This is a genomic window from Bacillus sp. AR4-2, from assembly GCF_008274865.1.
Classification (GTDB): Bacteria; Bacillota; Bacilli; order Bacillales; family Bacillaceae_G; genus Bacillus_A; species Bacillus_A cereus.
Window position 1 is genome coordinate 4,339,641 of the sequence record NZ_CP031062.1, and the last position, 12,684, is coordinate 4,352,324.

Sequence of the window (12,684 nt, forward strand, 5' to 3'; positions counted from 1 at the left end):
TGGAACCCTCCTAATTTTAAAAATAAAAAAACCTCGCTCCCAAAAAGGGACGAGGTAAATTCGCGGTACCACCCTAAATTGACAGAACAAGTCTGCCCACTCATTAGTTATAACGATCAATTCTGACCGGAACGCCTTTACATATACATGGTCCTGGCGTCAACTCCAGAGGTGAATTCACTTCCGTCTACCATAAGAATGCTTTCAGTCTACGGCACTCTCTCCCTATATGGCGATTTTGTAAGTTACTCTTCTCTATCAACGTTTTTCGTTATTTAACTTTTAATATAATGTACTTCAACTTATTATAAGAAGTTTTTTATTTGTTCGCAACCGGGCTTTGCAAATAATACGTTAAAATCCCTGCTGCAACCGCAACATTTAATGATTCTGCCCCGCCGTAAATCGGAATATACAAGTTTTGATCCGTTTTTGCAAGAATTTCTTGGCGTACGCCATTTCCTTCATTTCCTACAATTAATGCAAAACTGCCAGCCGGCGTTACTTCACCATACGAAACTCCATTTTCAAGAGCTGTTCCATATACAGGAACGTCATTTTCTTTTAACTTGTCTACCCATTCTTCTAAGTTCCCTTTTACAATTGGTAAGTGGAAAATAGAGCCTTGTGTAGAGCGGAGTACTTTACTATTGTAAACATCAACACAACCTTCTCCAAGCACAACGGCGTGAATACCAGCTGCATCAGCTGTACGAATAATTGTTCCTAAATTACCTGGGTCTTGCAGGCCATCTAATAAAAGGAATTTCCCATCAGTAAGAGCTACTTCTTTCTCACGCTTCTCACAAACAGCAAATACACCTTGCGTCGTTTCTGTTTCACGAAGTATTTTTACAATCGCCTCAGGTACGATATACATTTCCACATCATTAACTGTCCAATCTTTCGGAAGGTCTGTCTGATCTGAAACGATAAGTTCTGTTACAATCCCTGTCTTCAAAGCTTCCTCGACTAAGTGGAATCCTTCTACAAAAAATAAACCTTTTTTATCGCGTTCTTTTTTCGTTTGCAGCTTTTTCCACTGCTTTACACGCGGATTTTGTACTGAATCAATGTTTTTCATAATATGTATTTCCCTCTCTTCTTGTCTTATCATTATAGCCTATTTTTCATACATATTTACATAAAAAAGAACAAAAACTAACGTCAGTTTCAATTCTGAAGAAGAGGTGAAAGCAATGAGTTTTAATTTACGCGGTGCCGTATTAGCGAATGTATCTGGAAATTCACAAGATCAATTACAAGAAACAATCGTCGATGCAATTCAAAGCGGTGAAGAAAAAATGCTTCCAGGTCTTGGCGTTTTATTTGAAGTCATTTGGAAAAACGCTGATGAAAATGAAAAGCACGAAATGTTAGAAACACTAGAGCAAGGATTAAAAAAATAAGCAATTTGAAAATCACCTTTGCATAAGCTAAGGTGATTTTTTTGCAGAAAATTTTTTTCTTCTCCTAAACATTTCTACTTTACTAACGAACTATGATGGAGTACAATGTTCAAAATACATTTAAACCGATCGATTTTTCTTCATATACACCATAAGATAAAAGGAGTGAATGTTTTATGCACCGTATTACGCTTGAACAAATTTTTAAACACCACATTACACAAAAATACGTAAACCGTTCTGGAATGGTCCACGCGATCGCTGTCGCTTACCATGCGTTTCACCTAGCCAAAAAGCATCACGCCTCAGTCGATGCTGCCACAAAAGCTGGCTTCCTTCATGATATCGGACATCATACGTGGTACACAGGCGGCGAATGGGATTATGACTTATATAAAAAGAATGATATCCATGCAATTAAAGGCGCTGAAAGAGCACATAAATTACTTATTAGATTGGGAGAACATCCAAAACTAGCAAAAGAAATTTCTATTGCAATTCTTCTTCATACAGATTCTTTCTTAGTGGAACAAGAAATTGAAAGAACATCTCTTCAAAATATTATTAAATGGGCAGACGAAGCAGATGAAGAACCGGGCGGAGCGCATCATTATCGAACAATTTCTTATGAAAAAGCACTTAAAGCAATTCAGCAATTAGATCGATTGGTAGAGCGTGAATTGCAAATAGAGCAAGCAAAATTGAATAACAAAACAGAACATAGTTATCAATGAGAAAGAGGCATCACTACAGGGTGATACCTCTTTTATTATTTTATGGAAAATACACCTTTATATGTAATATTTAAATATTATGCCTGAAAACAAAATCCATTATTCCAGCTATGTTATTTCATATTATGAATAATATGTTAGCATTCTTAGGATAAAGAGAGGTATCATGATGATACCTCTCTTTACTCTTTTTATAACAACTTCTTTATACTAATTTTAATTTCTTTAATTGTCTTATTAGCGAGGATAAGTGGATTACAAGCACAATGTAAAAGTATACACAACATAGGGGACTACTGGGGGGTATTTTCTGGGTTCTCATGTCTGCAGGTGATTCATTCTATATCTAATTGAATCCTTGTATAAGAAAACAAAAAAGCAGGGAAATTAATTCCCTGCTTTTCTATTTGGTTTATTGCCTGATTGTAAGAAGAACGATAACACCCAAGCGATACCTGCTAGTATCGTTGCGATTAAGAAGGCATCGTTAATACCGTTAATTGCAGATAGCTTTGAAATTTGTCCATATAATAGTTGTGTACTCATCGCGTCTCCTGCTTGAGCTGATCCAGCTAAGGCCGCTAAGCTTTGCCCCATGCCGTGTACTTTATCAACTAAAATTGGGTTTGATGTTGTTAACATGTTGCCGTAATCTGCTACGTGAGCAGTCGTTTGTTGCGTCATAAGTGTAATTAAAATCGCTGTTCCGATTGAACCCGCTACTTGTCTTGACGTATTTTGCGTTGCTGTACCGTGAGAAATTAATTTCATCGGCAGCGCGTTCATACCAGCTGTCATAATTGGCATCATAATGAATGACATACCAATTGAACGTATAATATAATCCGTCATAATAACGCTATACGGTGTATCCATCGATAATTTTGTAAATTCATATGTCGCATACGTCGTAATTGCCAATCCAATTATCGCTAATGGACGAATACCATATTTATCGAACAATTTACCCGCTACTGGTCCCATGATCCCCATAATTAATGATCCTGGAAGAAGTAGTAAACCAGATTCAATTGGCGTAAAGCCACGAATGTTTTGCAGATATACTGGAAGCAATAACATACCTCCGAATAATGCCATCGTAACGATTGCGTTAATTACTAAAGTAAAAGTAAATACTGGATATTTAAATACTTGTAAATCAAGCATTTTATTGTCCGTTGTTAACTCTCTCCAAATAAATAACGCTAAACCAATTACACCGATAATAAGTGAAATAACAACTTCTGCACTAGTCCAACTATTATTTCCAGCTTCACTAAATCCGTACAATAAGCTTCCTAGTCCAATACTTGAACTAACCACACCGAATATATCTAATTTCGTTTTAGACACTGGCTGAGCTAGTGTAAAGAATTTTAAAGATAGGAACGTAATAATTAAACCGATAATAAACATCGCATAGAACATTAAGTTCCAGCTATAGTTTTCAATCACCCAACCTGTTACAGTTGGTCCGATAGCTGGTGCTAAAATCATTGCTACACCTAGTAATCCCATCGCCGCTCCGCGTTTATGAGGCGGGAATAACGTCATGAAGATATTCATACCAACCGGCATTAAAATACCCGCACCAACAGCTTGAATTACGCGACCTGTCATCATCATTGTAAAGTTTCCTGAAGTAGCACAAATGATAGATCCTACCGTGAAGAATAACATTGCTGCTACGAATAATTTACGATACGTAAATCGTGAAACTAAAAAGGCACTAATCGGTACTAAAATACCATTTACAAGCATGAAGCCTGTAATTAACCATTGTGCTGTTGAAGTTGATACATTAAATTCATTCATTAACGGAGGTAATGCAACATTAATGATTGTTTGGTTTAAAATAGAAACGAACATGCCTAGAATTAATACAGCTACAACTGCTTTTACGTTCACATTCTCTACAGGCATAGACATTTGTTTTTTCGGCACTTCTTTTTCTTGTTTTACTTCTTCTTGCTTTCCTGTTTCTAACTCAACTACATTAGAAATTTCCGATTCTTGCTTTCGTTCAATTTCTTTCTCTTCTGTTTCAACTTTACTTACTTCTATTTTACTTACGGCTGGGACTTGTTCTTCTCCCATTTTCGTTTTTTTCTTTCGTAAAAGACGATTTACAAGGAAGAAGACGATTATACAAAATAGTGCATATCCTGCAATTACAATTGAGGACATCTCATCTCCCCCTTACTTATGAATACGAACTGTCACATTCATGCCAGGAACAATATTTACTGATTTGCTATGATCTAAAGAAATTTTAACTGGTACTACTTGTGTTACTTTCGTATAGTTCGCTGTTGCGTTACTTGATGGCAACATAGAGAATGTATTCGCTGTTGTTAAGCCAACTTGTTCTACTTTTCCTGTTAACGTTGTATCTGGGTATGCATCTACATACACATCTACATCTTGACCTTTTTGAACATCATCAACATCTGTTTCTTCAATGTTTGCTGTTACCCATAAATTGTTCATATCAAATGCATAAGCAATCGGGCTACCTGCTCCAACGAAAGCATTTGTTGTCGCGTTTGATTGTACAACTGTTGCATTTTGTGGAATTGTTACATCTACTGTTTGTTCTCCATTAGCTGCCGCTACAGTAACAGTACCTAATTTATCGTTCTCATTATAATTTTTTCCTACTTCAGCTTTCCAGTCAGTTAGTTTACCTGCTACTGGTGAAGCAACCGGAATTACCTTTCCATCAATCTTTGCATTGTCTGTTTTTAAGTAATTTTCCGTTTGATTGTAATAGTAATAACCGCCAATACCGCCGCCAACTAGTACAATTAATGTGATAATGTTGATAATTACCATTCTTCGAAACTGATTCATTGCATTCCTCTCCTTATATCGCATATAATTTTTTTCTAAACTATTTATGTCCTTATTGTTTAGATTGTTTAATTGTTAATTATATTAACCTTTTAACAAAAAAATCACACCATCTGCAGCGTAAATCGAAACTTCTCTACCTGCGAGCGGTGCTGATTTCTGAAGGACTATCGTTTATAATTATAAATAATTATTTTGAATCTACAACCGACAATTTACGTATGAAATGTTGCTTAAACAACAATATAATACCAATATGTTGTTTAAGTATAGAAAATTAAACGAGGAGAAGGAAAATGTCTATTAAAAATACAAATGATCCACGTGTAAAGCGAACGAGACAACTCATTCAGGATGCTTTTGTCGCTTTAGTAGGCGAAAAAGGCTTTGAAAATGTAACTGTTCAACATATCGCAGAACGCGCTCCTGTAAATCGCGCTACATTTTATAGCCATTACCATGATAAATATGACCTATTAGACAAAAGCATTGAAGAAATGTTAGAGAAGCTAGCAGAAGTAATTAAACCGAAAAATAGAAATAAAGAGGATTTTCAACTTACATTTGATTCACCTCATCCTACATTTTTGGCTTTATTCGAACATATCGCAGAAAATGTAAACTTTTATAACGTTATGCTTGGGGATAAAGCTGCCGGAAACTACTCTTATAAAATGATGAAAACAATACAAGTACATTTAACATTAAGCTTGTCTATTTCACAACCAGATGATGAAGATCTTATGGTTCCTCGTGATATTTTGATTAGTTATGTGACAGGGGCTCACATCGGAATGATTATGTCATGGTTAAAAAAAGGAATGATATATACCCCACATTTTATGGCGATGCAATTAACTCGTTTAATTATTTTAGGTGCTCATACTGCAGCGGGATTAGAACGGCCTTTTTAAAACATAAAAAAGCGAAGGAGAAGCTCCTTCGCTTTTTCTATTAATTAAATGTAATGTTATGTACAGCCTCTTTATCAAGACGTTTAATAACTTCTACAATTAACTTCACTGCATTTTCATAATCATCACGATGTAACATTGCCGCATGAGAATGGATATAGCGCGTTGCAATTGTAATTGCCATAGAAGGAATACCATTTACAGCAATGTGAATCGCACCCGCATCCGTTCCTCCGCCTGCTACTGAATCATATTGATACGGGATTTGTAATTCATCAGCAACATCAACTACGAAATCACGTAAACCTGTATGTCCAATAACAGAAGCATCATATAAAATGATTTGTGGTCCATCGCCCATTTTACTTTGTGCTTCTTTTGACGTTACACCCGGTGTATCTCCAGCGATACCAACATCTACTGCGAACGCGATATCTGGTTTAATATAATTCGCAGATGTTTTTGCGCCACGAAGACCAACTTCTTCTTGTACAGTTCCAACGCCATATACAACGTTTGGATGCTTTTCATCTTTTAATTGTTTTAATACGTCAATTGCAATTGCACAACCGATTCGGTTATCCCATGCTTTTGCAAGTAACATTTTTTCATTCTTCATCACTTGGAATTCAAAGTAAGGTACAACTTGATCTCCTGGTCGTACGCCCCACTCCATCGCTTCTTCTTGGCTAGAAGCACCGATATCGATGAACATGTCTTTAATTTCAACTGGCTTTTTACGAGCTTCTGGAGGTAAAATGTGCGGTGGTTTTGAACCAATTACACCTGTTACATCTCCTTTACGCGTTACAATCGTCACGCGTTGCGCAAGCATAACTTGTGACCACCAGCCACCAACCGTTTGGAAGCGAAGGAAACCTTTGTCATCGATTTGTGTAATCATAAATCCAACTTCATCTAAATGACCTGCAACCATAATTTTCGGGCCGTTTTCTTCCCCTACTTTTTTCGCAACTAAACTCCCTAAATTATCAGTAGAAAGTTCGTCCGCAAACGGCTCGATATATTTCTTCATTACTTCACGTGGTTCACGCTCGTTACCAGCAATACCACGTGCATCTGTTAATTCTTTTAGCATTGTCAATGTCGCGTCTAATTTTGTCATTGCCAACACCCTCCTTTTTCTTCAGTCAATTCATTATACAATAATTAAATTGAAATATTCAAAAATTAAATTAGTATCCTTGTGTTTGACGCTGATGATTTACTTCATTTTTATCTAAATATGCTTTTTCAATCTCTTCTTGTTCAAATTCAAGTGCTTGTCCAAGTCGAAGATAGCTCGTAAATAATTCAATATAATTTGTAATAGATGGTTGATCTGTAAAACGAATTACTTTCGCATATGTGTCTAAGAAAATTTCCACTTGTGTTTTATTCGTCTGTGCACATTTATAGAATAGGAAGTTTTTATCAATACCTAAATCAATTCCGATTGATAAAATAAAATGCAAACCATCTACGTATTCTTCTAATATTACTTCACGTTCTGATGCTGGTTTGTTGCTCCAATATTTAAAACAACGTGTTTCATTTGCAAGTTCTCCAATTTCTACAAGAAGAGCTAACATTTTTTCTTTTAATAATTTTTTCGGTTGTAAGTCATGTTCTTTTGCAATACGGTCATCTAATTCTTTTTGTAATTTAAATAGTTGTAGTAAGTCCATTCTATTGTCCTCCTCCAACATCGCATTTTACGCAACAATGTTGTTTCATCTCAAAGTTCATTATTATGTTTCAGTTCTTATGAATAAGTCAGCTATCTAACTCTTTATAAAATAGCTTGTCCTTAATTTACAAATACGTTTCAGTCATCGCTCTTAAATTGTTCATCTGATGAAAGTTCCATATCATCTTTCCATTATAGCAGTGTCGTTTCAGCTAGGAAAGATACTCTTCTTTCCAAACGGGCAGAATTGAAAAAAGCCAGGAGTATTCTCCTGACTTCATATGTATATTCTTCTATACTGCTATAACTTTTATATTGATTTTGTCATATTGATAACAACATAGCCGTTAATCTTTATAATTTCTTTCACTTCTAACTTCTATTTGAATACAAATAAAAAAACCTTAGAAGAAAATTCTTCTAAGGTTTCAACTAATTAATTAGTTAATGTTGTTTTTTGCAACTGTTGCTAATTCAGCGAAAGCTTTTTCGTCATGAACAGCTAAGTCAGCAAGCATCTTGCGGTTAACTTCGATGCCAGCATTTTTAAGACCGTGCATTAAGCGGCTGTAAGAAAGACCATTCATACGAGCTGCTGCGTTGATACGTGTAATCCATAATTTACGGAAGTCACGTTTCTTTTGACGGCGGTCACGGAATGCATACATTAGAGATTTCATAACCTGTTGGTTAGCAACCTTGAATAATGTATTTTTTGAACCGTAGTAACCTTTTGCTAATTTAATTACTTTTTTACGACGTTGACGAGTAACTGTACCACCTTTTACTCTTGGCATAATATTACCTCCTAATTGTTCTATATATCAGCCGAACTTATTTTAAGTTGTCAAGCATTTGACGAATGCGTTTGAAGTCACCAGCGCTTACTACACCAGCTTTACGTAGTTTACGTTTAGCTTTTGTAGATTTGTTAGCGAATAAATGGCTTGTGTAAGCGTGAGAACGTTTCAGTTTACCTGATCCAGTCTTTTTGAAACGCTTTGCAGCGCCGCGATGAGTTTTTTGTTTAGGCATAGGTATTTCCTCCTCTATCTATTACTTATCGTTTTTCGGTGCTAAAACTAAGAACATACTGCGTCCTTCCATTTTAGGCTTAGATTCAACTGTACTAACTTCAGCACAAGCTTCTGAGAAGCGATCTAAAACACGTTGACCGATTTCTTTATGAGTAATGGCACGTCCTTTAAAGCGAATTGACGCTTTAACCTTGTCGCCTTTCTCTAAAAACTTGATAGCATTACGAAGTTTTGTGTTAAAGTCGTGTTCATCAATTGTTGGACTTAAACGAACTTCTTTCATGCTAATTACTTTTTGATTTTTGCGCTGCTCTTTTTCTTTCTTCTGTTGCTCAAAGCGGAATTTACCGTAGTCCATAATGCGGCATACTGGCGGTTTCGCATTTGGAGCAACTAATACTAAATCAAGATTAAGATTTGCAGCTAAGTCTAAAGCGTCATTACGAGACTTGATTCCAAGTTGATCGCCATTTGCGCCAACTAAACGTACTTCACGTGCACGAATTTGCTCGTTAATCATCATATCCTTGCTAATAGTAAGCCACCTCCAAGGTTTTCTCAGAACATATTTTGTAGTCATAGAACCCGAACAAAAAAAGTGCGGGCATACGACACCCACACTTGTAAAATCTTAAGTAAGAAATACATTTACCTGTTAACTGCGAATGCGTCCATCAGGTGAGAAGCGGGTGCTTCTACTTGTTCCACAAAACAATATTCTATTATCCTTGATGAGTTTATCATAGGACATGACGTCTGTCAAGAAGACGCGATGTGTTTTACTAACAACAAGAAATATTGTAACAAACAACTAACATACTTGCAATACTTTTTTATGATAAGTGTTACATGGTTATTTTTTCTAATTTTTCTCAAGTATATTACATAAAAAAGCCGCGGTATACCGCGGCTTTTTCTTATCGTTTTCCTTCTACTTTAATCATGTCAACAAAAGCATCTAATGCGATTGTTTCTGATTTTTGTTCACCATATTTACGTACGTTTACGCCGTTTTCAGTTACTTCATTGTCACCTACTACAAGCATGTACGGAATTTTTTGCATTTGTGCTTCACGGATTTTGTAACCGATTTTCTCTTCACGAGTGTCTAATTCAACACGGATACCAGCACGACGCAATTCGTCTTGTACTTTCTTCGCATAGTCTAAATGTACTTGCGGAGAAACTGGAATTACTTGTACTTGAACTGGAGCTAACCATGTTGGGAATGCACCTTTGTATTCTTCAATTAAGAAGGCTACAAAACGTTCCATAGTTGATACAACACCACGGTGAATTACAACTGGACGATGTTGTTTACCGTCTTCACCAACGTATGATAATTCAAAGCGTTCTGGAAGCAAGAAGTCTAATTGTACAGTTGAAAGTGTTTCGTCTTTTCCAAGAGCAGTACGAACTTGAACGTCAAGTTTTGGACCGTAGAATGCCGCTTCACCTTCAGCTTCATAGTAATCAAGACCCATTTCATCCATAGCTTCTTTTAACATACCTTGTGCTTTTTCCCACATCTCATCATCCGCATAATACTTTTTAGTATCTGCTGGGTCGCGGTAAGATAGACGGAATGAGTAGTTCTCTAAACCGAAATCTTTGTACACTTCTAGAGTTAAGTTTACAACACGTTTTAACTCTTCTTTAATTTGATCTGGACGAACGAAAATATGCGCATCGTTTAAAGTCATTCCGCGTACACGTTGTAATCCAGATAACGCACCTGACATTTCATAACGGTGCATTGTTCCAAGTTCCGCAATACGGATTGGTAATTCACGGTAGCTGTGAATATCATTTTTATAAACCATCATATGATGAGGACAGTTCATTGGACGAAGAACTAATTCTTCGTTATCCATTTCCATTGATGGGAACATGCCATCACGGTAGTGGTTCCAGTGACCAGAAGTTTCATAAAGCTCTCTGCTTCCTAGTACTGGAGTATATACGTGATCATAGCCTAAGCTTGCTTCTTTATCAACGATATAACGCTCGATAATACGACGAATTGTTGCACCCTTTGGTAACCAAAGTGGTAAACCTTGTCCTACTTTTTGGCTATTAGTAAATAGTTTTAATTCTTTACCTAATTTACGGTGATCGCGCTCTTTCGCTTCTTCAAGCATACGTAAGTGCTCATCTAATTCCGCTTTCTTAACAAATGCAGTACCGTAAATACGTTGTAGCATTTTATTATTGCTATCGCCGCGCCAGTAAGCACCCGCAACGCTTAATAATTTAAATACTTTAATTTTCCCTGTAGATGGAAGGTGAACACCACGGCAAAGGTCGAAGAATTCGCCTTGCTCATAGATTGAAATAACTGCATCTTCTGGAAGATCGTTAATTAAATCTAATTTTAACTCATCGCCGATTTCTTCAAAGCGACGAATTGCTTCTGCACGTGGTACTTCATGACGAACGATTTCTAAGTTCTCGTTCACAATTTTTTGCATTTCTTTTTCGATTTTCTTGAAGTCTTCAACTGTAATTGCTTCTTCCATATCAATATCGTAGTAGAAGCCATTTTCAATTACTGGACCAATGCCGAGCTCAACCTTAACATCTTTATATAAACGTTTTAACGCTTGTGCTAAAAGGTGGGCTGTTGAATGGCGTAAAATATATAGGCCATCTTCAGAATCTAATGTAATGATAGAAACTGCACCATCTTCTTCGATTGGTGTAACAAGATCGATCATCTCATCGTTTAATTTTCCAGCTACAGCTTTTTTCTTTAAGCCTGGGCTAATAGAAGCTGCGATTTCTTCAGTTGTTACGCCTTTTGGAAACTCCTTCACAGCTCCATCAGGGAAAGTAATTTTAACTACATCTGCCATCACTGGTCACTCCTCTTTTTCTCAAAATAAAAAACACTCATCCCGTAAAAAGGGACGAGTGTTGAATTCGTGGTTCCACCCTTGTTCCAATTAACATAATTGTTAATTGCTCAAGTTCAACATAACGGTGTTGTCCGTTAGCAATTACTAGAAAACCGTTCACTGCTAAAGTTTAGAGGTGGTAAGTAATAATCCCGTACTAGGAAGCTCACACCCTAAGGCTTCCCTCTCTGAAAATCGTAGAAAACTACTCATGTCCTCATCATGACATTTCAATATATTTCATTTATGTAGGTAATTATATGCTCAAAAACTTAGAAAATCAAGGGCGTTACCTTTATTTTTTAAATTTTTCACATTGCGCTCAAAATCATGTAATCCATGTAATTGGACCCGTTCTTGGAACACATTTCGCAAAGTAATTATCATATTATGGTCTTGTTCTTTCGTATATAAATAAATCTTTTTGGGCGAAATAGAAAGAAGCGGCGCAATTACTTTCGTATCAATATATACATCATTTTGCTTTAATAATTCCTCATCTATATATTGGACCAACTTCTCCTGTTTTAAACGTCTACCTTTATCATCATAAAAGATAAAGCTTTCATCAAAAATAAGATGCACGCAAGACAAACGTGATTTACGGCTACTTACTTGTTGCCGAAGCGTCTCAATGAACATTTGGTATTCTTGCTCCATCTTATATTCATCAATTGCCACTTCCGCAAGTTTAGCCACCATTTCCCTATATGTACGAAGACGAAAACGGATATATGATGAAAACGAGAATGAGAGCGGATCACAAAGCCAATTATTTAAAGAAGACTTAATATATGACTCAAATGCGTTACGCGTTAAATCCTGAGCTACACCTTTTCTTTTTCCCTTTAAAATCTCATGTGCCATGTGCAATATTTGATGACACTCTTCTTGTTCTTCATAAAAAAACTTTTCTTTTAAAATCGTATAAATCCACTCATTTTGTTTCACATTCACAATGAAATACACCATTACTGGCAATAAGATCTTTTCAATATAATTCGATTCACGTACTGGTATGTGAATCACCACTTTTTGTTCCTGTAAATACACACTCGTTTCCTTATATAACACTTCCGCTCTTTTCAGCAATTGTCTATATACGTGCATAGCATCATTTTTTTCTTCGAAGCAAATTTCAATCACTTTT

Annotated in this window: 13 protein-coding genes, 2 pseudogenes and 3 other annotated features; of the genes and pseudogenes, 5 read left to right on the forward strand and 10 right to left on the reverse strand. The window is 36.2% G+C overall.

What is annotated here, in order from left to right:
* Positions 1-42: 42 nt before the first annotated feature.
* Positions 43-271: a binding site (T-box leader), on the reverse strand.
* A gap of 48 nt (positions 272-319) precedes the next feature.
* A complete protein-coding gene (locus DN399_RS22395; protein ID WP_140159355.1) occupies positions 320-1,117 on the reverse strand; it encodes a TrmH family RNA methyltransferase in 798 nt (265 codons plus the stop codon).
* Between the two features lie 82 nt (positions 1,118-1,199).
* On the opposite strand from DN399_RS22395, the gene sspI reads away from it, so the two are divergent.
* The 4 genes and pseudogenes from sspI to DN399_RS28470 form a co-directional block, all read left to right on the forward strand.
* Entirely contained in the window at positions 1,200-1,409 is a 210-nt protein-coding gene (gene sspI, locus DN399_RS22400) for a small acid-soluble spore protein SspI (RefSeq protein WP_000009509.1), read from the forward strand.
* 176 nt (positions 1,410-1,585) lie between these two features.
* Positions 1,586-2,143: an HD domain-containing protein gene (locus DN399_RS22405; RefSeq protein ID WP_000554786.1), complete on the forward strand. Its 558-nt coding sequence runs from the start codon at positions 1,586-1,588 to the stop codon at positions 2,141-2,143.
* 74 nt (positions 2,144-2,217) lie between these two features.
* Positions 2,218-2,298: pseudogene (locus tag DN399_RS22410) on the forward strand (CPBP family intramembrane glutamic endopeptidase); the annotation flags it as partial.
* 58 nt (positions 2,299-2,356) lie between these two features.
* A pseudogene (locus DN399_RS28470) lies at positions 2,357-2,493 on the forward strand (DNA-binding protein); the annotation flags it as partial.
* Between the two features lie 37 nt (positions 2,494-2,530).
* Here DN399_RS28470 and DN399_RS22415 read toward each other — a convergent pair.
* Positions 2,531-4,330, reverse strand: a complete 1,800-nt coding sequence (locus DN399_RS22415; protein WP_000095297.1) for a DHA2 family efflux MFS transporter permease subunit — start codon at positions 4,328-4,330, stop codon at positions 2,531-2,533.
* Between the two features lie 12 nt (positions 4,331-4,342).
* Positions 4,343-4,996: an HlyD family secretion protein gene (locus DN399_RS22420; protein ID WP_001071419.1), complete on the reverse strand. Its 654-nt coding sequence runs from the start codon at positions 4,994-4,996 to the stop codon at positions 4,343-4,345.
* A gap of 296 nt (positions 4,997-5,292) precedes the next feature.
* On the opposite strand from DN399_RS22420, the gene DN399_RS22425 reads away from it, so the two are divergent.
* On the forward strand, positions 5,293-5,910 hold the full coding sequence (locus DN399_RS22425; RefSeq protein WP_000023660.1) for a TetR/AcrR family transcriptional regulator: 618 nt from the start codon (positions 5,293-5,295) through the stop codon (positions 5,908-5,910).
* A 40-nt stretch (positions 5,911-5,950) separates the two neighbouring features.
* Here DN399_RS22425 and DN399_RS22430 read toward each other — a convergent pair whose 3' ends face one another.
* From DN399_RS22430 to ytxC, 7 genes are all read right to left on the reverse strand, one after another.
* Complete coding sequence (locus DN399_RS22430) at positions 5,951-7,036, reverse strand: M42 family metallopeptidase (protein ID WP_000163555.1); 1,086 nt, start codon at positions 7,034-7,036, stop codon at positions 5,951-5,953.
* 70 nt (positions 7,037-7,106) lie between these two features.
* On the reverse strand, positions 7,107-7,598 hold the full coding sequence (locus DN399_RS22435) for a dUTP diphosphatase (protein WP_000365050.1): 492 nt from the start codon (positions 7,596-7,598) through the stop codon (positions 7,107-7,109).
* Between the two features lie 442 nt (positions 7,599-8,040).
* Positions 8,041-8,397 (reverse strand): 50S ribosomal protein L20, encoded by a 357-nt coding sequence (gene rplT / locus DN399_RS22440; protein WP_001138362.1) that lies wholly within the window; start codon positions 8,395-8,397, stop codon positions 8,041-8,043.
* A gap of 37 nt (positions 8,398-8,434) precedes the next feature.
* A complete protein-coding gene (rpmI, locus tag DN399_RS22445) occupies positions 8,435-8,635 on the reverse strand; it encodes a 50S ribosomal protein L35 (RefSeq protein ID WP_001125945.1) in 201 nt (66 codons plus the stop codon).
* Between the two features lie 21 nt (positions 8,636-8,656).
* Positions 8,657-9,160 carry a translation initiation factor IF-3 gene (infC, locus tag DN399_RS22450; RefSeq protein WP_000973215.1) on the reverse strand — a complete coding sequence of 168 codons (504 nt, stop codon included), beginning with the start codon at positions 9,158-9,160 and terminating at the stop codon, positions 8,657-8,659.
* Between the two features lie 63 nt (positions 9,161-9,223).
* Positions 9,224-9,344: a sequence feature (ribosomal protein L20 leader region), on the reverse strand.
* Between the two features lie 210 nt (positions 9,345-9,554).
* A complete protein-coding gene (gene thrS / locus DN399_RS22455) occupies positions 9,555-11,492 on the reverse strand; it encodes a threonine--tRNA ligase (RefSeq protein ID WP_000786083.1) in 1,938 nt (645 codons plus the stop codon).
* A gap of 47 nt (positions 11,493-11,539) precedes the next feature.
* Positions 11,540-11,767 (reverse strand) — a binding site (T-box leader).
* A 31-nt stretch (positions 11,768-11,798) separates the two neighbouring features.
* The gene (gene ytxC / locus DN399_RS22460; protein WP_000569625.1) at positions 11,799-12,680 is read right to left on the reverse strand and encodes a putative sporulation protein YtxC; all 882 of its coding nucleotides are present in this window, start codon (positions 12,678-12,680) and stop codon (positions 11,799-11,801) included.
* Positions 12,681-12,684 lie beyond the last annotated feature (4 nt).

What these genes read in the sequence shown, in the direction of transcription:
- thrS (WP_000786083.1), bottom strand. Translation starts at nt 11,492, where the DNA reads ATGGCAGATGTAGTTAAAATTACTTTCCCTGATGGAGCTGTGAAGGAG.
- DN399_RS22420 (WP_001071419.1), bottom strand. Translation starts at nt 4,996, where the DNA reads ATGAATCAGTTTCGAAGAATGGTAATTATCAACATTATCACATTAATT.
- rpmI (WP_001125945.1), bottom strand. Translation starts at nt 8,635, where the DNA reads ATGCCTAAACAAAAAACTCATCGCGGCGCTGCAAAGCGTTTCAAAAAG.
- sspI (WP_000009509.1), top strand. Translation starts at nt 1,200, where the DNA reads ATGAGTTTTAATTTACGCGGTGCCGTATTAGCGAATGTATCTGGAAAT.
- DN399_RS22425 (WP_000023660.1), top strand. Translation starts at nt 5,293, where the DNA reads ATGTCTATTAAAAATACAAATGATCCACGTGTAAAGCGAACGAGACAA.
- DN399_RS22405 (WP_000554786.1), top strand. Translation starts at nt 1,586, where the DNA reads ATGCACCGTATTACGCTTGAACAAATTTTTAAACACCACATTACACAA.
- DN399_RS22415 (WP_000095297.1), bottom strand. Translation starts at nt 4,330, where the DNA reads ATGTCCTCAATTGTAATTGCAGGATATGCACTATTTTGTATAATCGTC.
- DN399_RS22435 (WP_000365050.1), bottom strand. Translation starts at nt 7,598, where the DNA reads ATGGACTTACTACAACTATTTAAATTACAAAAAGAATTAGATGACCGT.
- DN399_RS22430 (WP_000163555.1), bottom strand. Translation starts at nt 7,036, where the DNA reads ATGACAAAATTAGACGCGACATTGACAATGCTAAAAGAATTAACAGAT.
- infC (WP_000973215.1), bottom strand. Translation starts at nt 9,160, where the DNA reads ATGATGATTAACGAGCAAATTCGTGCACGTGAAGTACGTTTAGTTGGC.
- DN399_RS22395 (WP_140159355.1), bottom strand. Translation starts at nt 1,117, where the DNA reads ATGATAAGACAAGAAGAGAGGGAAATACATATTATGAAAAACATTGAT.
- rplT (WP_001138362.1), bottom strand. Translation starts at nt 8,397, where the DNA reads ATGCCAAGAGTAAAAGGTGGTACAGTTACTCGTCAACGTCGTAAAAAA.